Origin of the sequence: Streptomyces sp. NPDC096310, assembly GCF_044763125.1 — a bacterium.
Taxonomy (GTDB): domain Bacteria; phylum Actinomycetota; class Actinomycetes; order Streptomycetales; family Streptomycetaceae; genus Streptomyces.
This window is the reverse complement of the sequence record NZ_JBIWFO010000002.1, coordinates 549,153-574,098: the sequence shown is the minus strand read 5'-3', so window position 1 is coordinate 574,098 and position 24,946 is coordinate 549,153. Positions and strand designations below refer to the sequence as shown.

The 24,946-nt window shown below is 70.0% G+C and carries 23 protein-coding genes, 1 pseudogene and 1 riboswitch; of the genes and pseudogenes, 12 read left to right on the top strand and 12 right to left on the bottom strand.

Translation table 11 applies throughout. From position 1 onward, the window contains the following. Positions 1 to 12: 12 nt before the first annotated feature. Positions 13 to 1,521: a cytochrome ubiquinol oxidase subunit I gene (locus ACIQ7D_RS08035; protein ID WP_403934879.1), complete on the bottom strand. Its 1,509-nt coding sequence runs from the start codon at positions 1,519 to 1,521 to the stop codon at positions 13 to 15. Positions 1,522 to 1,894: 373 nt separating this feature from the next. Further along, positions 1,895 to 2,974, bottom strand: a complete 1,080-nt coding sequence (gene hisC, locus ACIQ7D_RS08030; protein ID WP_403934876.1) for a histidinol-phosphate transaminase — start codon at positions 2,972 to 2,974, stop codon at positions 1,895 to 1,897. Positions 2,975 to 3,365: 391 nt separating this feature from the next. Between hisC and ACIQ7D_RS08025 the strand changes: the two genes are divergently transcribed. From ACIQ7D_RS08025 to ACIQ7D_RS08015, 3 genes are all read left to right on the top strand, one after another. Continuing rightward, on the top strand, positions 3,366 to 4,478 hold the full coding sequence (locus ACIQ7D_RS08025; RefSeq protein WP_403934873.1) for a LacI family DNA-binding transcriptional regulator: 1,113 nt from the start codon (positions 3,366 to 3,368) through the stop codon (positions 4,476 to 4,478). 509 nt (positions 4,479 to 4,987) lie between these two features. Next, on the top strand, positions 4,988 to 6,322 hold the full coding sequence (locus tag ACIQ7D_RS08020) for a metallophosphoesterase (protein ID WP_403935082.1): 1,335 nt from the start codon (positions 4,988 to 4,990) through the stop codon (positions 6,320 to 6,322). 140 nt (positions 6,323 to 6,462) lie between these two features. After that, positions 6,463 to 7,308 carry a hypothetical protein gene (locus ACIQ7D_RS08015; RefSeq protein WP_403934870.1) on the top strand — a complete coding sequence of 282 codons (846 nt, stop codon included), beginning with the start codon at positions 6,463 to 6,465 and terminating at the stop codon, positions 7,306 to 7,308. A gap of 128 nt (positions 7,309 to 7,436) precedes the next feature. Here the strand turns inward: ACIQ7D_RS08015 and thiC are convergent, their stop codons facing one another. After that, on the bottom strand, positions 7,437 to 9,317 hold the full coding sequence (gene thiC / locus ACIQ7D_RS08010; RefSeq protein ID WP_403934867.1) for a phosphomethylpyrimidine synthase ThiC: 1,881 nt from the start codon (positions 9,315 to 9,317) through the stop codon (positions 7,437 to 7,439). After that, positions 9,310 to 9,454, bottom strand: a riboswitch (TPP riboswitch). Its footprint overlaps the gene before it by 8 nt. Positions 9,455 to 9,594: 140 nt before the next feature. On the opposite strand from thiC, the gene ACIQ7D_RS08005 reads away from it, so the two are divergent. Beyond that, positions 9,595 to 10,950 carry a YibE/F family protein gene (locus ACIQ7D_RS08005; protein WP_403935079.1) on the top strand — a complete coding sequence of 452 codons (1,356 nt, stop codon included), beginning with the start codon at positions 9,595 to 9,597 and terminating at the stop codon, positions 10,948 to 10,950. Between the two features lie 73 nt (positions 10,951 to 11,023). On the opposite strand, the gene ACIQ7D_RS08000 is transcribed toward ACIQ7D_RS08005, so the two are convergent. From ACIQ7D_RS08000 to ACIQ7D_RS07985, 4 genes are all read right to left on the bottom strand, one after another. After that, a complete protein-coding gene (locus tag ACIQ7D_RS08000; RefSeq protein WP_329822853.1) occupies positions 11,024 to 11,458 on the bottom strand; it encodes an SsgA family sporulation/cell division regulator in 435 nt (144 codons plus the stop codon). 103 nt (positions 11,459 to 11,561) lie between these two features. Then, the gene (locus ACIQ7D_RS07995; RefSeq protein WP_403934864.1) at positions 11,562 to 12,332 is read right to left on the bottom strand and encodes an IclR family transcriptional regulator; all 771 of its coding nucleotides are present in this window, start codon (positions 12,330 to 12,332) and stop codon (positions 11,562 to 11,564) included. A gap of 141 nt (positions 12,333 to 12,473) precedes the next feature. Further along, positions 12,474 to 12,695 (bottom strand): DUF5326 family protein, encoded by a 222-nt coding sequence (locus tag ACIQ7D_RS07990; protein ID WP_403934861.1) that lies wholly within the window; start codon positions 12,693 to 12,695, stop codon positions 12,474 to 12,476. A 131-nt stretch (positions 12,696 to 12,826) separates the two neighbouring features. Continuing rightward, positions 12,827 to 13,144 (bottom strand): cupin domain-containing protein, encoded by a 318-nt coding sequence (locus tag ACIQ7D_RS07985; protein WP_403934858.1) that lies wholly within the window; start codon positions 13,142 to 13,144, stop codon positions 12,827 to 12,829. 14 nt (positions 13,145 to 13,158) lie between these two features. Between ACIQ7D_RS07985 and ACIQ7D_RS07980 the strand changes: the two genes are divergently transcribed. The 4 genes from ACIQ7D_RS07980 (at position 13,159) to ACIQ7D_RS07965 (ending at position 16,438) form a co-directional block, all read left to right on the top strand. Further along, positions 13,159 to 13,539, top strand: a complete 381-nt coding sequence (locus ACIQ7D_RS07980) for a phage holin family protein (protein WP_403934856.1) — start codon at positions 13,159 to 13,161, stop codon at positions 13,537 to 13,539. Between the two features lie 8 nt (positions 13,540 to 13,547). After that, positions 13,548 to 14,678 (top strand): cystathionine gamma-lyase, encoded by a 1,131-nt coding sequence (locus tag ACIQ7D_RS07975; protein WP_403934853.1) that lies wholly within the window; start codon positions 13,548 to 13,550, stop codon positions 14,676 to 14,678. A 297-nt stretch (positions 14,679 to 14,975) separates the two neighbouring features. Further along, positions 14,976 to 15,869, top strand: coding sequence for a LysR family transcriptional regulator (locus ACIQ7D_RS07970; RefSeq protein ID WP_403934850.1), 894 nt, complete (start codon positions 14,976 to 14,978; stop codon positions 15,867 to 15,869). 89 nt (positions 15,870 to 15,958) lie between these two features. Beyond that, positions 15,959 to 16,438: an NUDIX domain-containing protein gene (locus ACIQ7D_RS07965; RefSeq protein ID WP_403934847.1), complete on the top strand. Its 480-nt coding sequence runs from the start codon at positions 15,959 to 15,961 to the stop codon at positions 16,436 to 16,438. Between the two features lie 64 nt (positions 16,439 to 16,502). Here the strand turns inward: ACIQ7D_RS07965 and ACIQ7D_RS07960 are convergent, their stop codons facing one another. Both ACIQ7D_RS07960 and ACIQ7D_RS07955 read right to left on the bottom strand, forming a co-directional pair. Next, the gene (locus ACIQ7D_RS07960; RefSeq protein ID WP_403934844.1) at positions 16,503 to 18,392 is read right to left on the bottom strand and encodes a globin domain-containing protein; all 1,890 of its coding nucleotides are present in this window, start codon (positions 18,390 to 18,392) and stop codon (positions 16,503 to 16,505) included. Positions 18,393 to 18,708: 316 nt separating this feature from the next. After that, entirely contained in the window at positions 18,709 to 19,359 is a 651-nt protein-coding gene (locus ACIQ7D_RS07955; RefSeq protein ID WP_403934841.1) for an HAD family hydrolase, read from the bottom strand. 132 nt (positions 19,360 to 19,491) lie between these two features. Here ACIQ7D_RS07955 and ACIQ7D_RS07950 point away from each other — a divergent pair, with 132 nt between their 5' ends. From ACIQ7D_RS07950 to ACIQ7D_RS07940, 3 genes are all read left to right on the top strand, one after another. Beyond that, entirely contained in the window at positions 19,492 to 20,364 is an 873-nt protein-coding gene (locus ACIQ7D_RS07950; protein ID WP_403934839.1) for a GNAT family N-acetyltransferase, read from the top strand. Positions 20,365 to 20,422: 58 nt separating this feature from the next. Continuing rightward, positions 20,423 to 20,875 carry a GNAT family N-acetyltransferase gene (locus ACIQ7D_RS07945; RefSeq protein ID WP_403934837.1) on the top strand — a complete coding sequence of 151 codons (453 nt, stop codon included), beginning with the start codon at positions 20,423 to 20,425 and terminating at the stop codon, positions 20,873 to 20,875. Between the two features lie 116 nt (positions 20,876 to 20,991). Continuing rightward, complete coding sequence (locus ACIQ7D_RS07940; protein ID WP_403934835.1) at positions 20,992 to 22,041, top strand: restriction endonuclease; 1,050 nt, start codon at positions 20,992 to 20,994, stop codon at positions 22,039 to 22,041. A 116-nt stretch (positions 22,042 to 22,157) separates the two neighbouring features. Here ACIQ7D_RS07940 and ACIQ7D_RS07935 read toward each other — a convergent pair whose 3' ends face one another. Then, positions 22,158 to 23,540 (bottom strand): serine hydrolase domain-containing protein, encoded by a 1,383-nt coding sequence (locus tag ACIQ7D_RS07935; protein ID WP_403934833.1) that lies wholly within the window; start codon positions 23,538 to 23,540, stop codon positions 22,158 to 22,160. A 143-nt stretch (positions 23,541 to 23,683) separates the two neighbouring features. Between ACIQ7D_RS07935 and ACIQ7D_RS07930 the strand changes: the two are divergent. After that, a pseudogene (locus tag ACIQ7D_RS07930) lies at positions 23,684 to 24,064 on the top strand (VOC family protein); the annotation flags it as partial. A 78-nt stretch (positions 24,065 to 24,142) separates the two neighbouring features. Here ACIQ7D_RS07930 and ACIQ7D_RS07925 read toward each other — a convergent pair. Both ACIQ7D_RS07925 and ACIQ7D_RS07920 read right to left on the bottom strand, forming a co-directional pair. Continuing rightward, on the bottom strand, positions 24,143 to 24,310 hold the full coding sequence (locus ACIQ7D_RS07925) for a hypothetical protein (RefSeq protein ID WP_403934830.1): 168 nt from the start codon (positions 24,308 to 24,310) through the stop codon (positions 24,143 to 24,145). Between the two features lie 44 nt (positions 24,311 to 24,354). Continuing rightward, positions 24,355 to 24,924 (bottom strand): winged helix-turn-helix domain-containing protein, encoded by a 570-nt coding sequence (locus ACIQ7D_RS07920; protein WP_403934827.1) that lies wholly within the window; start codon positions 24,922 to 24,924, stop codon positions 24,355 to 24,357. Positions 24,925 to 24,946: the final 22 nt, after the last annotated feature.

Here is a 24,946-nt window from a genome sequence, read left to right as displayed (position 1 = left end):
CTCCTCAACTCCTCAGTACGAGAAGGCCATCGGCCGGTCGGCGTCCGCGTGGTCGCCGCCGATCTTGGTGGGCGGGTTGAGGTCGTCCTCGGTCAGCTCCGGCGGTCCGGCCTTCACGTACTTCACGAGCAGCTTGACCTCGACGACCGCGAGGGCCGCGTAGAGCAGGGTGAAGACGATCATCGAGGCGATCACCTCGCCCTGGGAGACACCGGGGGAGACGGCGTCGGCGGTGCGCAGCACTCCGTACACCACCCAGGGCTGGCGGCCCGTCTCGGTGAAGATCCAGCCCCAGGAGTTGGCGATCAGCGGGAAGAGCAGCGTCCAGAGGGCGGTGATCCAGTACCACCGGGCGAACTTGGGGCTGAGCGCCTTGGTGCGGAAGAGGACGAGGTTCGGGACTTCGTCCTCGCCGGTCCGCAGCGCGGGCGGCAGCAGGAACTTCTTGCGGGTGAGCCAGAGCCCGAGCAGGCCGATGCCGAACGACGCCATGCCGAAGCCGATCATCCAGCGGAAGGACCAGTAGGCGACGGGAATGTTGGGCCGGTAGTCGCCGGGGCCGTACTTCTCCTGTTCGGCCTTGTTCACATCGTTGATGCCGGGGACATGCGAGGTGAAGTCGTTGTTGGCGAGGAAGGAGAGGAGCCCGGGGATCTCGATGGCGACATCGTTGTGGCCCTTTTCGACGTCTCCGTAGGCGAACACGGAGAACGGTGCGGGCCCCTCGCCGTCCCACAGGGCCTCGGCGGCGGCCATCTTCATCGGCTGCTGCTTGAACATGACCTTGCCGAGGGTGTCGCCGCTGACGGCGGTGAGCAGGCCCGCGACGACGACGGTGATCAGGCCGAGGCGCAGCGAGGTGCGCATCACGGGGATGTGCTTCTTGCGCAGGAGATGGAAGGCCGCGATGCCGACCATGAAGGCGCCACCGACGAGGAAGGCGGCGGTCAGGGTGTGGAAGAACTGGGTGAGCGCGGTGTCCTGGGTGAGAACCCGCCAGAAGTCGGTGAGCTCGGCCCGTCCCGATTCCTTGTTGATCCGATAGCCGACCGGGTGCTGCATCCAGGAGTTGGCCGCCAGGATGAAGTACGCGGAGAGGATCGTGCCGATCGAGACCATCCAGATGCAGGCCAGATGGATCTTCTTCGGCAGCTTGTCCCAGCCGAAGATCCACAGCCCGATGAAAGTGGACTCGAAGAAGAAGGCGATCAGCGCCTCGAAGGCGAGCGGGGCGCCGAAGACATCACCGACGAAGCGCGAGTAGTCGGACCAGTTCATGCCGAACTGGAACTCCTGCACGATGCCGGTGACCACACCCATCGCGATGTTGATCAGAAAGAGCTTGCCCCAGAACTTGGTGGCCCTGAGGTACTTCGGGTTCTCCGTGCGGACCCACGCGGTCTGCAACCCGGCGGTGAGCGCGGCGAGCGAGATCGTCAGGGGGACGAAGAGGAAGTGGTAGACGGTCGTGATGCCGAACTGCCAGCGCGCCAGGGTCTCCGGCGCCAGAGCGAGATCCACGTCTTCTCTCCTTACATCAAGCCTGTCCCTGCGACTGAGGGCGTAACGCCGGTTTTGACCGGGGCGTAACGCCTGGAACCGGACTAGCTTGTGAACGCGTTCACATTCACAAGCATTATGTCGCACAAGACTTCCGGATCTTCGCGTGGGGGGGTCCCTTACCGGCACTCCCCCGGAACAGGGCCAGGCGCCCCTGTTCCGGCACCGGATCCGGACATGCGTCAGGGGTGACCCAGCGAGGCCACCCCTGAAACAGACGTACGAATCGAACGTGAAAGCGAAGAAGGCGAGAGGGCGAGAGGGCGAGAGGGCGAGGAAGCTCTACGGATCAAGCTCTACGACTCCCCAGAGCTCCTCACAGCTCCGTGACTCCCTACAGCTCCTTGCGGAACGCCGCCGCGGCCTGGAGGAAGAGGTCGTTGGCCTCGTGCTCGCCGATCGTGACCCGGACCCCCTCGCCCGCGAAGGGCCGTACGACCACACCCGCCGCCTCGCACGCCGCCGCGAACTCCAGCGTGCGCTCCCCGAGCCGCAGCCAGACGAAGTTGGCCTGTGACACGGGCACGGTCCACCCCTGGCCGGCCAGGCCCCCGTACACCCGCTCGCGCTCGGCGACCAGCGAGCCGACGCGCCCCAGCAGCTCGTCCTCGGCGCGCAGCGAGGCGATCGCCGCCTCCTGTGCGATCTGGCTCACACCGAAGGGGACCGCCGTCTTCCGCAGCGCGGCGGCGACCGGCTCGTGCGCGACGGCGAACCCGATCCGCAGCCCGGCGAGCCCGTACGCCTTGGAGAAGGTGCGCAGCACGGCCACGTTCGGGCGGTCGCGGTACAGCTCGACCCCGTCCGGTACGGAGGCGTCCCGGATGAACTCGCGGTACGCCTCGTCCAGCACCACCAGTACATCGCCCGGCACCCGGTCGAGGAATCGTTCCAGCTCGGCCCGGTGCACCACCGTGCCGGTCGGGTTGTTCGGGTTGCAGACGAAGATCAGCCGGGTCCGGTCGGTGATCGCCTCGGCCATCGCGTCCAGATCGTGTGTCTCCCCCGCCGTCAGCGGTACCTGGACGGAGGTCGCCCCGGAGATCTGTGTGATGATCGGGTATGCCTCGAAGGAGCGCCAGGCGTAGATGACCTCGTCGCCGGGGCCCGCCGTGGCCTGAAGAAGCTGCTGGGCGACGCCCACGGAACCGGTGCCGGTCGCCAGGTGCGCGACGGGCACGCCGAACCGGTCGGCCAGCTCGTTCATCAGCCCGGTGCAGGCCATGTCGGGGTAGCGGTTGAAGACGCCGGCCGCCGAGATCGCCCGCTCCATCACCCCGGGCAGCGGGGGGTACGGGTTCTCGTTGGAGGACAGCTTGTACGCGACGGGCCCGCCCGCCGCGGCCGGCCTGCCCGGCTTGTACGTCGGGATGCCGTCCAGCTCGGCGCGCAGCTTGGGGCTCGTCTCGCTCACCGCGGGTCCTCCTCGGCCGTTCGTCGGTCGGTCGCTCGGTCCGGCACCGTCCAGGCCGGCCCCGCGCCGTCAATCCTGCTCACCCTATGAGGATGGACGATCGCCGCGTAGTGCGGGCGTCGCGAAAGGGGGGGAGCACTTCTCTCCCTGGCGTGCGCCGGTGGCTCGCGCCGTGGCGCGCATCCCTCGTAGAGGTGAGTTGAGACCTCTTCGAAACATGGGCCTCTCAACAGGTCCAGACCGCTCCTTACATAGGAGACCATGGCAGTGACGGTTAACTCCCTCTTCTTCCAAGGAGGTTGACCCCGATTCGTCTTGCAGAAACGTGCCTGCTGCCGGGTGCATATGCGACCGGCCACACCGCCCGCCCGAGCCCTACTATCGGCTCGCCATGACAGCAGCAGGGAAACACCAGGTGAGCCGGACGGACACAACCCGCCGGGGAAGCCGGCAGAGTCGGGCGGGCATCCGGGACGTCGCCGCCGCAGCCGGTGTCTCCATCACGACTGTCTCGGACGCGCTCAACGGCAAGGGCCGGTTACCCGACGCCACCCGAAGCCACGTCCGAGAAGTAGCGGAGCGCCTCGGCTACCGGCCGTCCGCCGCCGCCCGAACCCTCCGTACCGGCAAGTCAGGGCTCATCGGCCTGACCGTGACCACGTACGGGGATGAACCTTTCACCTTCACCGAGTTCGCCTACTTCGCCGAGATGGCCAGGGCCGCGACCTCGGCCGCGCTCGCCCGCGGCTACGCCCTCGTCATCCTCCCCGCCACCTCCCGCCACGACGTCTGGGCGAACGTCGCCCTCGACGGGACCGTGGTCATCGACCCCTCCGACCACGATCCCGTCGTCGCCGAACTAGTCCGCCAGGGCCTGCCCGTCGTCTCCGACGGCCGGCCCGCGGGCACCCTCCCCGTCACCGCCTGGGTCGACAACGACCACGAGGCGGCCGTCCTCGACCTGCTCGACCATCTCGCCGACGCCGGGGCCCGCCGTATCGGGCTGCTCACCGGCACCACCACGGACACCTACACCCGGCTCTCCACCACGGCGTACCTGCACTGGTGCGAACGCGTCGGCCAGGACCCGGTCTACGAGTCCTACCCCGCCCACGACCCGTGCGCCGGGGCCGTCGCCGCCGACCGGCTGCTGGCCCGCCCGGACCGCCCCGACGCCGTCTACGGCCTCTTCGACCCCAACGGCACCGATCTGCTCGCCGCCGCCCGGCGGTACGGGCTGCGGGTCCCCGAGGACCTGCTGATCGTCTGCTGCAGCGAGTCCACGGTGTACGCCTCCACCGAACCGCCCGTCACCACGCTCTCGCTGAAGCCGCGCCGTATCGGCACCGCCGTCATCCAGCTCCTCATCGACGCCATCGAGGGGATCGAGACGGACCGGCCGGTCGAGCAGGTGATACCGACCGAGCTGATCATCCGGACCTCCTCGCAGCGGCGCCCGCCGCGCACCACGGTCAGCGCGCCCCGCTCCCCGGCGGGCGACTGACCGGCACCGTACCCGGCACGGACCCGGCACGGACCCGGCGCCGCACACGCCGACGGGTCCGAGTCGCTACGCGACGGCGGGTCCCGTACGGGCCGTGCGGCCGGTCCCGTACGGGCCGCGCCCCACGGGATCGGTACGGAACCGGCGAGCCGGCCGGTATGTTTCCGGCCGATCCGTCTCCGTACCGGCGCCGTACGGAACCGGTACGGAGGCGGTACGAAAGCGGGACGCGACCGCCCACAGCCCCGTGTTCACGGCGGTACGACGCCACCCGACCCGCGGATCCCCGCCGGCGGCCGAACGGCCGGACCTTCCGCATTTCGGGCGATCAGCGAGAAAACAGCCGCCGAACCGGCGGTACGATCGGATTCACCACCCCTGGTGCGTCACAGAGGCCCGAGGTCATTCCTATGATGGGCGCACGACACCACGGACCTTCCCTTTTTCCGCCGACGGGCTCACCCCGTCCGGCGGCGCGGCGGGGCCGAGAGGTGTACGGCGGCACGATGGTGGTGGAGGGGTCGATGACACAGGGGGCCGGTCAGGGACCCGCGGTGCGGACGGCGACGTTGCGCGACTTCCGCGTACCGCCGTACGCGCAGGTTCCCGTGCAGTCCGGAGAGCCGGGACAGCCCGCATCGGCCGGCCCCGCGCCGGGCAGCCCCTCGGGGCCCCCCGGTGGCGTACCGGAACAGCCGGTCGCCGTACCGGAGCAGCGGGACACCGCCCCCGAGGCCGGCCCGGAACCCCTCGCGGCGACCGCGGAACACCCTCCCGGCGCGCCCGAGGAGCCGCGGCGCCCCGCCGAGCACACGGACGGGCCCGGCGCCCCCGAACACCCGGCCACCGCCTCGGCCCACCCCGGCGACGCGATCCCCGCCGACGAGATGCCTGAGGGGTACACCCCCACCGAACGCGACCTCCCGGTGATCACGAGGGTCGGCCAGGGCGACACCGACACCGCGCAGGTCGGCGCCGCCCCCGCCGAGGCCAACGGATCCGAGGGACCCGGGCCGCTCTTCGTCGTCGGTGACGTGCACGGCTACCTCGACGAGCTCGTCGGCGCCCTCGCCGAACAGGGCCTCATCGACGCCGAGCGCCGGTGGGCTGCCGGCAACGCCCGCCTCTGGTTCCTCGGCGACTTCACCGACCGGGGCCCCGACGGTATCGGCGTCATCGACCTCGTCATGCGGCTCTCCGCGGAGGCCGCGGCGGCCGGCGGCTACTGCAAGGCCCTGATGGGCAATCACGAACTACTTCTCATCGGCGCCAGGCGGTTCGGCGACACCCCCGTCAACTCCGGTGCGGGCACCGCCACCTTCCAGGCCGCGTGGATCCTCAACGGCGGCCAGCGCACCGACATGGAGCGCCTCCAGGACGTCCATCTCCAGTGGATGTCCCGGCTCGACGCGGTCGTCGAGGAGGACGGGCATCTGCTGATGCACTCCGACACCACGGCCTATCTCGACTACGGTTCCTCCATCGACGACGTCAACGACGCGGTCCACCAGATCCTCACGCGCAATGACGCCGACGAATGCTGGGACCTCTTCCGCAAACTCACCAAACGCTTCGCGTTCCGTGACGAAGGCGGCCCGCAGGCGGTCCAGGAACTCCTCTCCCAGTACGGCGGAGGACGTGTCGTACACGGCCACAGCCCGATTCCCTATCTGCTCGGCGAAGTCGGCACAGAAGACGCGTCGGATGACGAAGACGACACCGGACCGGTGGTGGAAGGGCCACACGTATATGCCGACGGACTGGCCATCGCCATGGACGGCGGAGTGACGATGGCAGGAAAACTGCTGGTCGTACAGCTTCCGTTGGCCAAATCGTCAATGTAGGACAGGTGTTTTCCGGAAACCCCCTGTCACGCCACGCCAAAATCGCTCTACCATCGGCTTATCCGTAGCAGGCTCTCCTCCGTTTCCGCCGACTGCGGCTCGTTCCACACGGGCGCTACGGCCCCACGGAGTATCGGGGGATGCACATGAAAAGCGCTCCGCACCTGCTGAGCGAGGATCGCGCGGATTTCGAGCGGATCCTTGGCGATGTGCTGCGCAATGCGCACGAACGTCCGGACCTCGCCACGATCGGGCAGCGGCTCAACGCGGAGCAGTTGCGCACCATGGCGCTGAACGCGACGGACCGGATCACCGCGCCGGCGGCGGCCGAGTACGAGCACTACGCCAAGATCCGCGGGGAGTTCCGCTCGCCGGGCACCGCCACATCGGTACGCGACTCGGTGATGGACCCGGCCGAGGACGCCACGACGGACTCCGGTGCCGGGCTCACGGCCGTCATCACGGTCCTGGTGCCGGTCCTCGGCGGCACCGCGGCGGCGATCTTCCTGCTGGTGGGCTTTCTGCTGAAGGCGCTCGACCCGGCACCCGCCTTCGCGGACAGCATGCTCGCCGTGGGCTGGTTCTTCGCGGCCGTCACCGCGCTGGGCATCCTGGCCGCCGCGGTGGGGCTGCTGGTCACCGCGCTGCGCAACAGCTCGACACAGCTCCCCGCCGACGAGACGGCCGGCGGAGAGCTGCCCGACGAGGTCGCCCGGGCGCGCGAGGCCTGGCGCCACGCCCTGCTGGAGCGCGGCATCCTGCCCTTCCTGCGGGCGGCTCTCGACGACCCGAGCGCGGACCCGGCGGCGCCGAGCCCGCCCCGTTCGGTCAAGCAGCTTCCCAAGATCGGCTACAGCAGGCCTGACTTCAGCAGCCCCCACGAGGGCTCCACCGCCGGGCAGCGACCGAACTTCAGCAGCCCGGACTTCAGCGGTCCGGACTTCACCAGCCCCGACTTCGGCGGCCCCGAGCACCGGCCTGAATGACCTGGCCGGGCGCCCGGGGGCCGGCCGGGGCCGGGCCCGGTGCCTGTCGCCGGGGCCGCGGGGACTCCAGAGCGGTACGGGGGGCCCGCGTGGGTCCGTGACAGGCGCCCAGCCCGGTGCCGTGACGGTCAGTCGGCCAGCGGCAGATAGACCCGGTTGCCGGCCGCGGCGAACTCCCTGGACTTCTCCGCCATGCCCGCCTCGATCTCGCCCGCCGGCGCCCCTGGCCCGTCCGCCCCGGACTCACCCGCGCCGCCCGCCATCTCTCCGCCGTGCTCGCGCCGGATGTCCTGCGAGATCTTCATCGAGCAGAACTTGGGGCCGCACATCGAGCAGAAGTGCGCCGTCTTCGCGGGCTCCGCCGGCAACGTCTCGTCGTGGAACTCCCGTGCCGTGTCCGGATCGAGCGCCAGATTGAACTGGTCCTCCCAGCGGAACTCGAACCGGGCGTCCGACAGCGCGTCGTCCCACTCCTGCGCCCCTGGATGCCCCTTGGCGAGATCCGCCGCATGAGCCGCGATCTTGTATGTGATGACGCCCGTCTTCACATCGTCGCGGTCCGGCAGACCGAGGTGTTCCTTGGGCGTGACGTAACAGAGCATCGCCGTACCCCACCACGCGATCATCGCCGCGCCGATCCCGGAGGTGATGTGGTCGTACGCCGGGGCGACATCGGTGGTCAGCGGACCGAGCGTGTAGAACGGCGCCTCCTCGCAGATCTCCTGCTGGAGGTCGATGTTCTCCTTGATCTTGTGCATCGGGACATGGCCCGGGCCCTCGATCATGGTCTGCACGTGGTGGCTCTTGGCGATCGAGTTCAGCTCGCCCAGCGTGCGCAACTCGGCGAACTGCGCCTCGTCGTTGGCGTCCGCGATGGAGCCCGGCCGCAGTCCGTCGCCGAGGGAGTACGTCACGTCGTACGCGGCGAGGATCTCGCACAGCTCATCGAAGTTCTCGTAGAGGAACGACTCCTTGTGGTGCGCGAGGCACCAGGCGGCCATGATCGAGCCGCCGCGCGAGACGATGCCGGTCTTCCGGCGGGCGGTGAGCGGTACGTAGCGCAGCAGGACACCGGCGTGGACCGTCATGTAGTCGACGCCCTGCTCGGCCTGTTCGATCACGGTGTCCTTGTAGATCTCCCAGGTCAGCTCCTCGGCCTTGCCGTCGACCTTTTCGAGCGCCTGGTAGAGCGGCACGGTGCCGATGGGCACGGGGGAGTTGCGCAGCACCCACTCGCGGGTGGTGTGGATGTTGCGGCCGGTGGAGAGGTCCATGACCGTGTCCGCGCCCCAGCGGGTCGCCCACGTCATCTTCTCCACCTCCTCCTCGATGGAGGAGGTGACCGCGGAGTTGCCGATGTTGGCGTTGACCTTCACCAGGAACCGCTTGCCGATGATCATCGGCTCGGTCTCCGGGTGATTGACATTGGCCGGCAGCACGGCGCGGCCCGCGGCGATCTCCTCGCGGACCACCTCAGGGGCGACGTTCTCGCGGATCGCGACGTACTCCATCTCCGGGGTGATCTCTCCCCGGCGGGCGTACGCGAGCTGGGTGACCGCCCGGTCCGTGCGGGTCCGGCGCGGCTGGCGGGGCCGCCCGGGGAAGACCGCGTCGAGGCCCCGCAGATCCGTCGTCCCGCTCCCGAGCAGCCCGCCGCGCGGGGAGGTGTGCTTGAGCCCGTCGTCCTCGGGGCGCGGCGGTCGGCCCGCGTATTCCTCGGTGTCGCCGCGGCCGATGATCCAGTTCTCCCGCAGCGGCGCGAGACCGCGGCGTACGTCGGTCTCGACGGTGGGGTCGGTGTACGGCCCCGAGGTGTCGTACAGCGTGACGTCCTCGCCGTTGGTGAGGTGGACCTGGCGGACCGGCACACGGAGATCGGGGCGGGAGCCCTCGATGTATCCCTTGTGCCAGCCGATGGAGCGTCCGCCCGCGGCCTCGCCCGAGGGGGCCGGGTCCGCGCTGCTGCCCTCCGAGCTGGAGGCAGGCGTGTGTGCGTCCTGATGGGTCATGAGACCTACTCCCTACGCCGGCATTACCCGGTAACAGGTTCAGCGGTCGGCGCAGCGCAGGTGTCCGGGGTTCCGTCCCCGGGACTACACGTCAGCGCCCTCTCAGCCCGGTGCTCCGAGCTCCCGCGTGTGCAAAGGTGCCTCCACGCTAGCGTCAAATCGGGCGCGCTGAACAGAGGGCCCCCCGCATCCTCCGGCTTCTTGCGATGATCGGTCGGTGACCCCACCCACGCAGACTCACGAACCGGGCGCCCACTCGCACAGTCATGGCCCCGCCATGCCGGTCTCCCGGCACCTCCGCAAGGTGATCGCGGCGGTGCTGATTCCATTCGCGGCCGCCGTGGTGGTCGGGCTCGCCGTGCTCTGGCCGGGCGGCGCACCCGCGCACGAGCGGACCGGCGTGGGCTTCGACCGGCAGACCTACGCGGGCCAGGTCGTCCAGATCGAGCGCGTCGCCTGTAAGGACGTGAACGCCTCCCAGGTCCCGTCGACCGGTGACACCTCGACTCCGCAGGGCCGCGAGGCGGTCCAGGAGGAGACGGGGGAGTGCAAGAAGGCGACGGTCGAACTGAAGGAGGGCAAGGAGAAAGGTCACACCTTCGTCGAGATCGTCCAGCCCGACGCACCGCGGCAGTTTCACGTGAAACAGGGCGTTGTGGTCGCCTATGCGCCGGACGCTCCCCGGGATCTCCAGTACTCGGTCTCCGATGTGGACCGCCAGTTCCCGCTGACGCTGCTGGCGGGGATCTTCGCGCTCGCGGTGATCGTGGTGGGACGGATGCGGGGGGTCATGGCGCTGGTGGCGCTCGTGGTCTCGTTCGCGATCCTGACGCTGTTCATCCTGCCGGCGATCCTCCAGGGCTCGAATCCGCTGGTCGTGGCGGTGGTGGGGGCGAGCGCGATCATGCTGATCGCGCTGTATCTGTGCCACGGTCTGACGGCCCGCACCTCGGTGGCGGTGCTGGGCACCCTGATCTCGCTGCTGCTGATCGGCTTGCTGGGGTCGCTCTTCATCGGCTGGGCGAGCCTGTCCGGCAACACCGATGACAACACGGGGCTGATCCATGGCCTCTATCCGGAGATCGACATGAGCGGCCTCCTGCTGGCCGGGGTGATCATCGGTTCGCTCGGTGTGCTCGACGATGTGACGGTGACGCAGACCTCGGCGGTGTGGGAGCTGCGCCAGGCCGATCCGACGATGGGGCCCAGGGCGCTGTACCGGGCGGGCATCCGGATCGGCCGGGACCACATCGCGTCCGTGGTCAATACGCTCGTGCTGGCTTACGCGGGTGCCGCGCTGCCGCTGCTGCTGCTCTTCTCAATCGCGCAGTCGAGCGTGGGGACGGTCGCCAACAGTGAGCTGGTTGCGGAGGAGATCGTACGGACGCTGGTGGGTTCGATCGGCCTGGTCGCGTCGGTGCCGGTGACGACGGCGCTGGCGGCGCTGGTGGTCTCCGCCGACCGGTCCGCCCCGGAGAACCCCGCGCCCCTGCCATCGCCGCCCGCCCCGGACGGACCGGAGGCGGGCCCCGGGGCCGGGCCCGGCTGGGAGCCTCAGGAGTCCCGGGGGCTGCTGGTGCCGGCCCCGGGGATGCGCGGGACCGGCGGCCGGGGCCGCCGCCGTAAGAAGTAGCCCGAGCGGAGCGGGAGGGATCCGGGCCACCCGGGAGGGCAGAATCACCCGGACGGCCCCCCTCGACGGGCCGTCAGCCCGCGTTCTCCTCGGCGAGGATGCGGCCCAGCTCCTCCTCAAGGCTGCCTTCGAAGTCACTGAGTGTGCGCTCCTGGCCGAGCGGGACCAACCGGTCCGTACGGTCCAGGAAGGCCACCAGCGGTGCGGCGCTCACACGGAAGAGCGCGTGGTCGTCGCCGACCTGGAGCCGCATATGGACGTCCGAGAGGTCCTCGGGGGTCGTCGGGGAGATGTGCACATCACCGTCCCCGCTGGGTGTGTTGATGCCGTCGAGCAGCAGTTCGCGACCGAAAGTCCAGGTCACAGGTGCATCGCCGGGCAGATGGAATGTCATCCGTACCGCGTAGGGATCAGCCACCTTGTAGTGGAGTTCCACCGGGATACGGAACGACAGCTCCTCGGAGACGAGGAAGCTCATCAGGACCTCGGCCTGGACCGACTCGCGCATCGTTGTACTCCGGAGTAGATGGAACAGTGGCTGGGAATGATCCCCGTTGACCCTCTTGACGCAATCGTCCTGTAAGCGCTAGCAGATCACAAGGAGTAATTTTTCAGATACTGATAGAGAGGATTTGCGAGGTCAGCAGGGATCCGATCTCTCTGCGTAACCGCTCGGCCGTCGGAAGCAGCCGCTTCTGTTGACAGAGCGGTATAGAAATGGCCACGGCGGCCGCCATCGCTCCGACCGTGACCGGTACGGCGGCGCAGACCGTGCCGAGCCGGTACTCCTGGCGGGAGAGGACCGGTTCCGTCCGCCCCAGCGCGTCGAGGCGCTCCAGCAGGGTGCTCCGGTCCGGCACCGAGTACGGGGTGAGCGGACGGACGGGGTAGCGGTCCAGATGGTCGCGGCGGGACGCCTCGTCGAGCTGGCTCAGCAGGCACTGGCCGATCGCGTGGGCGTGGGCCGTCGTGCGGAAGTCGGCCCGGGCGTCGACCGCGGGGCACGCGGGGCTGTCGGCCACGGAGACCAGGTCCAGCTCGCCCTCGTGGTAGACCGCGAAGTACACGGGGACGCCCAGCGCGTCGCGTAGCCGGGCGAGGACCTCGGTGAGGGTGGAGCGGCGGCCGCGGACGGCTCCGGCGTGCACCAGGCGCTGGGCGGCGTCCCCGAGGACGAAGACGCCCCTCTCACGTCGGAGATAACCCTCGTAGGTGAGGGTGCGCAGCAGGTGGTAGGCGGTGGGGAGAGGGAGCCCCGTCTCGCGCGCGAGCTGCTTGGCGGTGGCTCCATCCGAATGGGAGCCCACCGACTCCAGCAGCCGCAGCGCCCGCCGCACCGATCCGATCAGCGTGGGAGCCGCGGCGGATGTAGCTGTGACCAAAGATCACCCCCAGGCGTGCGGACGGGCCGGAGCCCGCCGGGTGCGGCAGAGGTGAGCCACTTTAGGGGCAGGTCACAGCCGGGGTTGGTTTCCTCTTCACCTTTCCCTCTGGCGGGCTAACAGCCCTATGGACTGACAGCCCTACCAGTCGCCGCGCGAGGACGACGAGGACGCCGTGAACTTCCGCACGGCGTAGATCAGTCCGCCGACCAGGGCGACGAATATCAGCACCTTGAACAGCACACCGATCACGAAGGCGAGCAGGCTCATGATCAGTCCGCCGAAGACCGCGACGGCGATCACGGGCACCGCGATCCACTTCACCCACCACGGCATTCCCGTGAAAATCTCCCGAACCGCCATCGTCCTTACCTCGCTTCACCGAGTTCCTGATGTGACCGCTGTACGCCTTCGATGCTAGAGCCGCACAGGCCCCCGTGGTGGCCCCGCGGCCCCCGCTCTCCCCTGATCCGACCCTGAGACGCGCCTGAGGGTCAGCCCTCGGGCGGCGAGAAGACGACCATCACCCGCAGATCCTCCGTGATGTGGTGGAACTTGTGCGCGGCCCCGGCCGGCACGTAGACCACACTGCCCCGGCCCACCTGGGTCGTCTCCGTCCCGACCGTGATCGACGCCCGGCCGCTCACGACGAAGTACACCTCGTCCTGCCGGTGCGGCTGCTGCGGATCGCTCGCGCCCGCGTCCAGCGCGTACAGCCCCACGGACATGTTGCGTTCCCGTACAAACTGCAGATACGCGCCGTCGTTGGCGGCACGCTCCGCCTCCAGCTCATCCAGTCGGAATGCCTTCATGCCACGATCAGACCATGAAGAATTTCCTAGTCAAGACGATCGCCAACGCGGCTGCCCTGGCGGTGGCGATCTGGCTGATCCAGAACATCACCTTGACCGGCGAGAACACTGGCAAGAAGGCGCTGACGCTGATCCTGGTGGCGCTGCTCTTCGGGCTGGTCAACTTCCTCGTCAAGCCCGTGCTGAAGCTGCTGACCCTGCCGCTGTTCATCCTGACCCTCGGGCTGTTCACCCTGGTGGTCAACGCCCTGATGCTGCTGCTGACCTCGTGGCTCGCGGACAAGCTGAGTCTGAGCTTCCATGTCGAGGGTTTCTGGACGGCCGTGCTCGGCGGTCTGGTCATCTCCGTCGTGTCCTGGGCGCTCAATGTCGCGCTCCCCGACGACAACGACTGAGGCCGCGGATGAGCCACTCCCAGAACATCGGCGACGGCACCCGCGCCGTGCGGGCCGGGCTGCCCGAACCCGTGAAGCACGAACCGACCCTCCCCGGGCCGGTCTTCGCCGCCCACTTCCATCTGCCCGGCGACCCGACCGGACCGTACACCTACGGCCGCGACGAGAACCCGACCTGGACCCTTCTCGAACAGGCCATCAGCGAGCTGGAGGCGCCCGGCAGGCCCGTCGAGACCGTCGCCTTCGCCTCCGGGATGGCCGCGATCTCCGCTGTGGCCTTCTCCCAGCTCCGGGCCGGTGACGCGGTCGTGCTGCCCGACGACGGCTACCAGGCCCTCCCTCTGCTGCGCGAACGGCTGGAGGCGTACGGCGTGGAGGTGCGGACCGCCCCCACCGGCGGGGACGCCCAGCTCCGCGTCCTGGCCGGGGCCCGCCTCCTGTGGATCGAGACACCGTCCAACCCCGGACTCGACGTCTGCGACGTCCGCCGGCTCGTGCGCGAGGCGCACGCCGGCGGGACCCTCGTCGCCGTCGACAACACCCTCGCCACCCCGCTCGGCCAGCGCCCGATCGAACTCGGCGCGGACTTCTCCGTGGCCAGCGACACCAAGGGCATGACCGGCCACGGCGATCTGCTCCTGGGCCATGTGACCAGCGGCGACCCGGAACTCGCCGCCGGGGTGCGGCGCTGGCGCAAGGTCGTCGGGGCGATCCCCGGCCCGATGGAGGCCTGGCTCGCGCACCGCTCGCTGGCCACCCTCCACCTCCGGGTCGAGCGCCAGTGCGCCAACGCGCTGGTCCTCGCCCGCGCGCTCGCCGGACGCGACGACGTCAGCGGGGTGCGCCACCCCGGGCTGCCCGGCGATCCCTCGCACGCCGTCGCCGAGCGCCAGATGCGCCGCTTCGGCTCCGTGGTCTCCTTCGTCCTGCCCGACCGCGACAAGGCGGAACGTTTCCTCCGAGAGCTGCGGTTCGTGGAGGAAGCGACCAGCTTCGGCAGCGTACGGTCCACTGCCGAACGGCGCGGACGCTGGGGCGGCGACGCCGTACCGGAAGGCTTCATCCGCTTCTCCGTCGGCGCCGAGGACCCCGAGGACCTGCTCGCGGACGTCCTGCACGCCCTCGACACGGTGCGCTGACCCCGCCCCGGCGCCGTAAACGCAGTCGTATACGAAGCTGTATATGAGCCGCAGACGAGCCCGCATACGAAGAGACGGTCCGAGCCTCCCCCCTCATGGCTCGGACCGTCCCAGGTTCCACGCCGTTCCACGCGCGGAGAACCATTTAACCAAGGCTAGTTGACTCTGCGTCAGTGTCCAATCACAGTAGCGACAGCGGCCTATCGACTTATTTATAGTTGGTATCGCGGGGGTGCCGCGGGAGCGAGGCCCTGTCCGGACAGGGCGCGGGCGCGGTTCAAGACGGGAGAGCGGGACATGGACCTGGCTCTGCTGCGCACGTTCGTCACCGTGCACCGCGCCGGTTCCTTCACCCGCGCCGCCGCCCTCCTCGGCCTCTCCCAGCCCGCCGTGACCGGCCAGATCAGGACCCTGGAACGGCAGCTCGGACGCCCCCTCTTCCTCCGCCAGGCCCGCGGTGTCACCCCCACCACCATCGGCGACGAACTCGCGCACCGCGCCGCCCCCCACCTCGACGCACTGGTCGAGATCGCCGAGACAGGACTCGACGAGGAATCCGGCGTACGGACCCTCCACCTCGCCGGACCCCCCGAATTCACCTCCCTGCGCGCCCTGCCCGCGCTCACCCCGCTCACCGCCCAGGGACTCGCCCTGCGCACCTCGTTCTTCGGAAACTCCGAGGAAACCCTGGAAGGGCTGGCCGCCGGACATCATGATCTGGCCATCACCACCGCCCAGCCACGCGGCCAACTTCTCACCGCGACTCCGCTCTGCGACGAGGAACACGTCCTGATCGCGGCCCCCCGCTGGGCGGGCCGCCTCGGCCACGAGGTGCTGCGCGAGGGGGGCGTGGTGCTCGAACAGCTCCCGGTGGTCGAGGTGCACGAGTCCCTGCCGTTCGTCTCCCGCTACTGGGCCACCGTGTTCGAGACCCGGCCCGCGGCGGCGGGCACCGTGATCGCCCCCGACCTGCGGGCGGTCCTGGAGTGCGCGGCGGCCGGCGCCGGACTCGCCGTCCTGCCCCGCTACCTCTGTGAGGCGGCCCTGGAGCGCGGCGAGGTCGTCGCCCTGCTCGACCCGCCCGTACCCCCGCTGCGCACCTACTTCCTCGCCGTACGCACCGGCACCCTCGCCCTCCCGCCCCTCGCACGGGCCCACGAGTGGCTGCTGCGTGCCGCCGTGGAGTGGTGACCGGAAGAACCGGCCGGGGCACCGGCGCGGCCGGAAGCCGATGGGCCGCCGGGAGTTTCAGAAGGGGCGGGACGGGCGAACCTCTTCCCATGACCGAACGGCCCGTGGTCAAGCGCACCGCACGCGCCATCCTGCTGGACGGCGACGACCTGATCCTGATCAAACGGACCAAACCAGGAGTGGACCCGTACTGGCTCACCCCCGGCGGCGGGGTCGAGAGAACGGACGCCACCGTCGTCGACGCCCTCCACCGCGAAGTCGACGAAGAACTCGGCGCCAAGGTCATCGATGTGGTGCCGTGCTTCGTCGACACCGTGGAACACATCGCCGACGGCGGCGTCACCGGCGTCAAGGTGCAGCACTTCTTCGTCTGCCGGCTCGACTCGATGGACACCTCGCTGCGCCACGGCCCCGAGATCGACGAACCCTCGGGGGAGTACGAGATCGTCCGCGTGCCGTTCAGCCGCGTCGGCATCGCCGCCGTCCATCTCGTCCCCCTGTCCCTGCGTCACTACCTGGACGGCAACATCGAGGGCGTACGTGCCATGCACGCCCCCGACCTGGGCTGACCTGACCGGCACACTCCGGCCGGCGTCGGCCCCCGGCGCTACGTGGTGGCGCTCCGTGGTGGCGCTACGTGGTGGCCGCGACCAGCTCGTCGAGGGAGTCGTGACGGATCCGCTCCGAGGGGATCCCCGAACCCCGCAGCGCGTCCAGACTGCTGCGGATCATCCCCGGCGGCCCCGACAGATACGCGTCGAACTCGTGCCACGGGCCGTGGTCGCGCACCGCCTCGGGCAGCCGCCCCGCCAGCCCCGCCGTGGGACCCTCCGCGACCACCGGACGCACCGAAAGCCACGGGTGGGCGCTCTCCAGCTCCAGCATCGTCTCCATGTCGTACAGGTCGTGATCGCTGCGCGCGCCGTAGAACACCTCCACCGGACGCCGGTGCCCGCGCTCGGCGACATCCTCGATCAGCGCCTTGATCGGCGCGATACCGGTGCCCCCGCCCAGACAGAGCAGACCGTTGTCCGTGCTGTGGTCGACGGTCATCGAACCGGCCGGCGGCCCCAGCCGCAGGACATCACCGGGACGTGCGTGGTGGACCAGCGCGTTGGACACCCAGCCGGCCGGCACCGCCTTGACATGGAACGACAGCAGACCGTCCGGCCGAGGAGCCGACGCGAAGGAGTAGTGCCGCCAGACCCGCGGCCACCACGGCGTCTCCAGGCTCGTGTACTGCCCCGCGAGGAACGGGTACGGCTGGTCGGGGCGGACCGTGACCACGGCGATGTCGGAGGTCCGCGACTCGTGCGAGACCACCTCGGCCTGCCACCACGCCGGGGCGTGCCGCTCGTTCTCGGCCGCCGCGTCGATCATGATCTGGGAGATCCTCGTGTACGTCCGCACCCAGGCCCCCTCGGTCTCCTCGTCCCAACTGGCCGAGGCGTAACGCGCCAGCGCGCCCATGAGGGCCTCACCGACAGCGGGGTAGTGCACGGACTGGGTGCCGTACTTGCGGTGGCCGCGCCCGAGCTGCCGCAGATAGTCCATGAGGACATCGGGCGAGTCCATGTGCTCGGCGGCCGTCAGCAACGCCTTGAGCAGCCGGTCGCGCTGCGCGTCCATCGCCACGGGGAACAGCGCGCGCAGATCGGGATGGCGCACGAACAGCAGCGAGTAGAAGTACGAGGTGAGCTGCTTCGACACCGGGCCGATCTCGGCCAGCGACCGGCGGACGAGGATCGCGTCCGGCGAGGCGTTCGGGTCCGGGACGGCGGAAGCGGGCGGCACGACGGACGGCTGCCCCGACGGGGCCGCCGGGGCGACGACCGGCGCCTCGGGCGGCAGCGCCGCCGACACCGGCGCCTGAGGCGGCAGCGGATCGCCCTGCGAGCCCTGCTCACCCCCGGACCACGGCGCGACCTGCTCCGCGGGGGCCGGCGCCCCACCGGCGCCCTCCACGCCCGGGGCCCGCTCGTACTCCGGCTGAACGGGATGGTGCCGTACGGCGTCCGCCGACTCCGGCGGTACGGGACCAGGGTGCGCGGCGGCCGACCGTACGGCTGCCTCCGCGACCGCGGGATCGGGACCGGCAGCCCCGCCCCCGGCCGGTTCCGGGCCCTCGGAGACCTGCGGATGCGCCGCGGGGCCCTCTCCTGCGCGCGGCCCCTTGGCGCGCGGCCGGAACGCGTCGGGAACCCCGTCGTCCACAGGGGACGGTGGCACGGCAGCGGGGTTCTCGGCGCCGCTCGGCCCCTGGCCCGGGGGGTCCTCGCGGCGCGGCGGCGCGGTACGGGTCCCACCGGGGCCCACCGGGCGTATCGAGGCGAAGGTGCGGCCCTGGACGGGTATTCGGTCCCGGCCCGCCTCCCCGGCGCCGCCCGGCGCCGCCGGGTCCGTCCGGCCCTCGCCGCTCGGCGCCCGGCGAGGGGCGAACCAGCCGCCGCCCGTCTGCTCCCCGGAGCCACCGCCGTCCCCGGAAGTGCCGTTGTCAGCCGACGTGGTGGTCGGAGCGTCCATGATGTGCCTCGCCTCGAACATCTTTCGGTCGGTCTGCGCACTTCCGCTGATCCGGAATACGCAAGCGATTCCCCGTTCTGACTCGGACTGCCGACAGCCCGCCTCAACCCCCGCCACAACCCCCACGGGGAGACGAGGCGCAGGAATACGACATAGCGCGCGACGCCCGTCGTCGCAGCATGGCGGGCCACACCTCCGCGACGGACAAAGAGCGCGAAGTTCGGGCATCCGTAATGGACTTACCGTTAGGGTGCATCGCTCCCGCACTCAATCGCCGGATCCCGCCGCGTTTCCGCGGCGCCTCCGGATCAGAGTATTACTGCTGGAGGCGCACCAGTTCATAGACCTCACGCAGATCCCCTCCCGAGTACGTGTGCGTGGCGAGCCCCGCCAGGTGATGATCGGCATTCACCGCCACCGCACAGGGCACCACCGTGAAGATCTCCGCATCGGACATCGAATCACCATAGGCAACACAGCGGTCCAGCCCCACCCCGAACTCCGCACACAGTTGGTTCGCGATCTTCACCTTCGCGGCCGGATGGAGAATGCCCGCCCGGTCCACCGGCTCGACGAAAGGCAGAGCCGGCCACCGCGAACCATGCGTGGCATGCGCACCCCACTCCAGCAGCCGCGAAACAAAGAAATCAGGCGAGAGGGAGATAACAGCGCAGTAATCGCCTCTCATCCGGATGTCCGCCCAGACCTCACGGATGCCCGACAGCCACGGAGCGCCCTCGAAAGCCGCCGCCACCTGCTCCGCCGTCAGCTCGGCCCACAACTCCCGTGCCCGTACCGCGAACTCGTCCGGCGCCAGCCCCCGCGAGACGAACCCCCGTTCCAGCTCCGCGATCTCATGGTCCAGCCCCAACTGCCGGGAGATCTCCACCGCGGCGGCCGAACCACGGATGAGCGTTCCGTCGAGGTCGAAGAGATGAAGCATGCGCCCGTCCATCGTGCCCGCCATACCCGCCATGTTCGCCGAGACTAGTACGCGCGCTCACTCACAGGGCAGACGGTCACCGGCAGCACCGTTGTTTCACGTGAAACAACGCAAACCGGTGGACGAACGATCACCGGATCCGACAGCCTGACCCCCATGCCGACACCGCTCTCCGCGCTGCCCATCCGACGCCTGACCATGAGAGACCTCACGGCCTGCGCGGACCTCGCCGAAGACCGCGACTGGGCACGCGAGGAACACCGCTGGAGCCTGCTCCTGGCCGCGGGAACCGCACACGGCATCGACGACCCGGACGGCAAGGGCCTGGCCGCCACCTGCGTCGTCACCTCCTACGGCAGCACCCCTCACGGCGGAGAACTCGCCGCCGTCGGCATGCTCCTCGTCGCCGGCCGGCACGCCCGTCAGGGCCTCGGGCAACGCCTGATGAACCACGTCCTGCACGAGGCCGGCACCACCCCGCTCGTCCTCCACGCCACCCCCCACGGCAGACCCCTCTACGAACGGCTCGGCTTCACCGGCATCGGCACCACCCGGACCGTCCTCGGCCACCTCAGGCCCTCGGGCCCCGCCACGCCTCCTGTGGCCACCCGGCCCGCCACCGCCGCCGACCTGCCCGCCATCATCCGCCTCGACAACGAAACCTTCGGCGCCGACCGCACCCACCTCCTCGCCCGGCTCCCCGCCTTCGCCGACCGCCTCAGAGTCGCCGAGGAATCCTCCACGATCACCGGCTACGCGGCCGCCTGGCCCACCCCGGAGACCGACGTCATCGGCCCCCTCGTCGCCCGGGACACCGACACCGCGAAAGCTCTGGTCGCCGCCCTCGCCCCCGCCTCGGGCCGGCCGCTGCGCACCTCCGTCGACGTACAGCACGAAGAGCTGCTGAACTGGCTCGAAGAGCGCGGTCTGGAACCCACCGCCCCCACCACGCTCATGGTCTACGGCACCCCCGACCTGCCAGGCGACCGGACCCGGTTGTTCGCACCCCTGAACCTGGCCACGGGCTGACCCCGTACCCCTCCGTCCCCGCACGCCCGCCGCACCCCCACGGCGTACCCTGCCGACCATGAGCGACCTGGAGATACGGCCCGCGGCCCGCGACGACATCCCCGCCATCGTGGCCCTGCTGGCGGACGACACGCTCGGCGCGCAGCGCGAGTCCCCAAACGACCTCGCCCCCTACACCGCGGCCTTCGAACGCCTGCATGCCGATCCGAACCAGCACCTCGTCGTGGCCGTACGCGACCGTCGCGTGGTCGGTACGCTCCAGCTCACCATCGTCCCCGGGCTCTCCCGCCGCGGCGCCACCCGCTCCCTCATCGAGGCCGTACGGGTCCATTCCGACGAACGCGGCAGCGGCCTCGGCACCCGGTTCATCGAATGGGCGATCGACGCATCCCGCCGCGAAGGCTGCCAACTGGTCCAACTGACCTCCGATGCCACCCGCACCGACGCCCACCGCTTCTACGAGCGGCTCGGCTTCACCGCCTCCCACATCGGATTCAAACTGAGCATCTGAAAACCGCATCCTTATCCGATCGGGCTCGTTGCCCCCGGCAAGGGGGCAGGACGTATGCCCATCGGGATCCCGCCCCCGCCGGCGGGCCGCACACGGCCCAGGAGGAGACGGATCACATGCTCGACGAGATAGTTCTGCTGGAGTCCAGTTCCCTGCGCGCGAGCGTCGCCGAACGCGACGAAGTCCTCGACAGGGTCAAAGAACTGGCCCTGTCACCGGACGGACTCCACGCCACGACCAAGGACGTCGCCGCCTACTTCGAGGTGAGTGAGCCAGTCATCCGCGCTGTCATCCACGACCACCGGAGCGAACTCCAGTCGAATGGATACCGCGTTCTCAGCGGCGAGGAACTGAGTTGCTTCAAGCAACTCTGTGGCATCCAGTCCCGCAGCCGCTCCATCGGGATCTTCTCCCGACGGGCTGTCCTGAATACCGCGATGCTGCTCCGTGACAGCATCGTCGCACGTCAGGTGCGTACCTACCTGCTCGACAGCGAGCGGAGGCAGGCCATCGAGCCTGTGGACAACTTAATCCACAGGCTGAAGGAATGGATCGACACCCGCATCACCGACGCCCTTGCCCGGCACCCGGCCGCGCCCGACGACGCGGAAGCCGCGCGCATCGCCGAGGACATCGTCCGCACCACCATCGGCACAGCGGTCGTCCCGGTGCTCAACACCGCCATCCGGAACGATGGCGACCAGCGCGCCCGGATCGAAGCCCTCGAAGACGAGGTGACGCGTCTCCAACGCATCCTGCGCGAGCGCGAGGCCGGATCGATGGGCGCGCTCGACGCCATGAACGCACGCCAGTTCGAACAGCACATCGCCTGGCTCTGCCGCCGTGACGGATGCGATCCGGTCACCGTGGCCGGTGGCCGCGGCGACACCGGGGCCGACATCGTCGCCTACACCCCAGACGGACGCCGCGTGGTCGTCCAGTGCAGAGCACGCACCGCTGCGGCGACCATCACGAGCGGCGACGTACGGCAGTTCATCGGCATGGCCAAGCTCGACCACAGGGCCGACATCGCCCTGCTCGTCGCCACCTGTCCCTTCACTCGCGACGCCCTGCTGCTCGCCGCGCGCCACGACATGACGGCGGTCCACCGCGGTCTGCTGGAGGCATGGAACGGGGGTGTGAAACTCCAGGCGTTCCGCCACTGATCCACCTCAACAACCGGGCCCGAAGCCGCAATTCACGCTTGCGGCTTCGGGCCCGATCACACTCTACCGCCCGGCGCCCTTCGCGCCCGGTTTCACGTGAAACATCACCACCGGTCCTACCCTCCGAGCCCGCGCCAGCCCGCCTCGTCCACCCCGCCGGGAACCGCGTCATCCGGCGCGTACGGCCCCCGGGTGAAGACGAACGAGCCGAGGTCGAGATGGCTCACGGAGCCGTCCGGCCGCCGCACCACGCGCAAGGTCTCCCCCGCGTAGTAACCGTCGAGCCCCGTCCAGCCGCCGTCCGCCGCCGGGGCGAAGACCGAACCGCGCCCACCGCCGCGCAACGGGCGCAGCTCCAGCCCACCGTCCGCGGTCAGCCTCAGCCCCAAGGGCTGCGTCCCCCAGTACCACGGTCCGGTGAGCGCCAGCAGCTCCTGGTCCACCTCGGGCAGCGGCTTCCAGGGCTCCGGGATCCGCGGTTCCGCGTCCGCCACGATCCCGATGAGCTCCGCCGCGACCGATCCGGCCGCCAGCCCCGATGTGGCATTGGCCAGTACGGCCGCCGCCACCCCGTCCTCCAGGCTCACCCACAGGCCGGCGACAAAGCCGGGCAGTGATCCCGTGTGGCCCACGAGTGTCCGGCCACCCTGGCGGATCACCTGCGTTCCGAAGCCGTAGAAGCCATCCCACTGCCCCGCCTCCGGCGCCGCGGCCGGCGTCCTCAACTCCGCCACGGACGCCGCGCTCAGGACCTTCTCGTCGCCTTCCACGAGGAAGCCCGCGAACCGGCAGAGGTCGGTGGCGGTCGACCAGAGCTGCCCCGCCGGCGCCATCAGCCCCAGATCCTCGACCGGCTCCGGCAGCAGCGCGTCGGCCCAGGGGTGGACGGCCCATCCCTCTGCGGCCGGTGCGACCGGCCGTACCGTCGTACGGTCCAACGAAAGCGGCTCAAGAACCTCGCGCCGCAGCACCTCCTCCCAGGACGCGCCCCGTACGGCCTCGATCAGCGAACCCAGCAGCGTGAACCCCGGGTTGGAGTAGTGGTGCCGCCTTCCCGTGGGGTGCAGCACGGGCCGTTCTCCCAGCACGTCCACGAGTTCCGGGCGCAGCGCGGCCGGTGTCCGCTCCCACCATGGCGCGGGAGTCTCCGCGGCGAGCCCCGCGCTGTGGCCCAGAAGCTGTGCGACGGTGACCTCACCGACGCCCGTCCCCGGAAGATGCTTCTCCAGCGGATCCGCGAGGTCGATCAGCCCCTCGTCACGCAGCCGCAGCACCAGCACGGCGGTGAAAGTCTTCGTGATCGACCCGATCCGGTACTGCGTAGCCGTATCCGGGGCATGTCCGTCCCCGCAGCCCCGCGCTCCCGTCCACACCGTCCGCCCCTCACGGGCCACCGCCGCGGCCACCGAAGGCACCCGCGCCTCCGCCTGCGCGACAGCGACACGATGCAACAGAGCCCGCCGCGTACCGGGCAACAAGTCTTCCCAAGGTTCGGTCATGCACCACATCTACCCATGGACACCGCACCGTCGACCGCATTTCACGCTGCGCCGAAACCCCTGCCGTCCGCACGTCGCCGGGAACCGGACAGCGTGTCAAAATCCGGTGGACAGCTCCGGAGGCCGTGGCCACAGTGAGCCGTATGACCTCTCTCGTACGCCATATAACGATCGACTGCTCCGACACCTACGCCCTGGGCAATTTCTGGGCCAAGGTCCTCGGCGCCTCGCTCGCCGAGGACGACCTGCCGGGAGACTCGGAGGCCCTCCTCGAAGCACGGGGCGTCACGCTGCTGTTCATCACCGTCCCCGAGGACAAGATCACCAAGAACAGGGTCCACTTTGACCTCCAGCCGCAGGAGCACACCCGCGACGAGGAGGTTGAACGCGTCCTCGCTCTGGGCGCCACTCTTGTGACGGATCACCGCCGCCCCGACGGCCTGGGCTGGGTGACCCTCGCAGACCCTGAGGGCAACGAGTTCTGCGTGGAACGCAGCGCGGCCGAACGAGCGGCCCGACCCGGCGTACCGACGTGACGCGCTGAACCGGGACGTCATGGGCCGGCGTCAGACCGAACGCGCCGGCCGGGCGCGGCGTCTCGGTCACGTCGCCCCGGGCCGGGCCGGCCAGATCGCGTCCGCGCCTTCACCGCATCCCACGTCGAGTGCTCGCCCCCGCGTCAGACCGGCGATCTCGGTGACGAGCACTCCGTTGGGTGCGCCGCCGAAGACCTGGTCGCGGCTGCGATACCTCTCGTCCCAGGACCGCATGTCCACGGTTCCTGCCTGTCCTCGCCGTACGGATGACCGAGTGCTCAGTGGCGCTCCGTCACGTGGGGGAGCAGGGGGAACAGCCGGGTGATGAGCGCCACCGGCCGGGCGTCGTCCGGCCGCGCCAGGGGGCGCTGTTCGCGGTCCTGGTAGGGCGCGAGCGCCCGCCGGACGGTGTCCGCGACCCGGGCCATCTCCTCAGGGGTCAGATAGGCGACGGCGCTGAAGGCCTCGTCGTGACGCCACTGGGCCGGTGCCCGGTCCCGCTGGGCCAGCCACCGCTGCCAGCTCTCGTCCTCCAGCCCCCGGGCCAGCTCGCCGAACGCCTCCTCCGAGGGCGCCTCGGCAGCGGCGTCGTGCCGCCTCAGCCGCCAGGGGCGTGCCCGGCCTCCGCCGTGGGGTGCCTCTTCGACGTATCCATGGCGTGCGAGCTGCCGCAGATGAAACGAGCAGAGCCCGGAGCTGTGCCCCAGCCGGGAGGCGGCTTCGGTCGCCGTGACCGTACCCACTTCGGCGAGCAGGTCCAGCAGGGCGGTGCGGACCTCGTGCTCGCGCAGCCGGTCGCCGGGGCCGCGTGCACGGTCGCGGGGGGTGTCGACATCGCCTTCAGTCACTTTGCAAACTCTGCTACTTTGC

Coding starts and splice junctions, on each gene's coding strand:
- ACIQ7D_RS08025 (WP_403934873.1), top strand. CDS start 3,366: ATGACAGCAGCAGGGAAACACCAGGTGAGCCGGACGGACACAACCCGC.
- ACIQ7D_RS08015 (WP_403934870.1), top strand. CDS start 6,463: ATGCACATGAAAAGCGCTCCGCACCTGCTGAGCGAGGATCGCGCGGAT.
- thiC (WP_403934867.1), bottom strand. CDS start 9,317: ATGACCCATCAGGACGCACACACGCCTGCCTCCAGCTCGGAGGGCAGC.
- ACIQ7D_RS08005 (WP_403935079.1), top strand. CDS start 9,595: ATGCCGGTCTCCCGGCACCTCCGCAAGGTGATCGCGGCGGTGCTGATT.
- ACIQ7D_RS08000 (WP_329822853.1), bottom strand. CDS start 11,458: ATGCGCGAGTCGGTCCAGGCCGAGGTCCTGATGAGCTTCCTCGTCTCC.
- ACIQ7D_RS07990 (WP_403934861.1), bottom strand. CDS start 12,695: ATGGCGGTTCGGGAGATTTTCACGGGAATGCCGTGGTGGGTGAAGTGG.
- ACIQ7D_RS07985 (WP_403934858.1), bottom strand. CDS start 13,144: ATGAAGGCATTCCGACTGGATGAGCTGGAGGCGGAGCGTGCCGCCAAC.
- ACIQ7D_RS07980 (WP_403934856.1), top strand. CDS start 13,159: ATGAAGAATTTCCTAGTCAAGACGATCGCCAACGCGGCTGCCCTGGCG.
- ACIQ7D_RS07975 (WP_403934853.1), top strand. CDS start 13,548: ATGAGCCACTCCCAGAACATCGGCGACGGCACCCGCGCCGTGCGGGCC.
- ACIQ7D_RS07970 (WP_403934850.1), top strand. CDS start 14,976: ATGGACCTGGCTCTGCTGCGCACGTTCGTCACCGTGCACCGCGCCGGT.
- ACIQ7D_RS07965 (WP_403934847.1), top strand. CDS start 15,959: ATGACCGAACGGCCCGTGGTCAAGCGCACCGCACGCGCCATCCTGCTG.
- ACIQ7D_RS07960 (WP_403934844.1), bottom strand. CDS start 18,392: ATGGACGCTCCGACCACCACGTCGGCTGACAACGGCACTTCCGGGGAC.
- ACIQ7D_RS07955 (WP_403934841.1), bottom strand. CDS start 19,359: ATGGCGGGCACGATGGACGGGCGCATGCTTCATCTCTTCGACCTCGAC.
- ACIQ7D_RS07950 (WP_403934839.1), top strand. CDS start 19,492: ATGCCGACACCGCTCTCCGCGCTGCCCATCCGACGCCTGACCATGAGA.
- ACIQ7D_RS07945 (WP_403934837.1), top strand. CDS start 20,423: ATGAGCGACCTGGAGATACGGCCCGCGGCCCGCGACGACATCCCCGCC.
- ACIQ7D_RS07940 (WP_403934835.1), top strand. CDS start 20,992: ATGCTCGACGAGATAGTTCTGCTGGAGTCCAGTTCCCTGCGCGCGAGC.
- ACIQ7D_RS07935 (WP_403934833.1), bottom strand. CDS start 23,540: ATGACCGAACCTTGGGAAGACTTGTTGCCCGGTACGCGGCGGGCTCTG.
- ACIQ7D_RS07925 (WP_403934830.1), bottom strand. CDS start 24,310: ATGCGGTCCTGGGACGAGAGGTATCGCAGCCGCGACCAGGTCTTCGGC.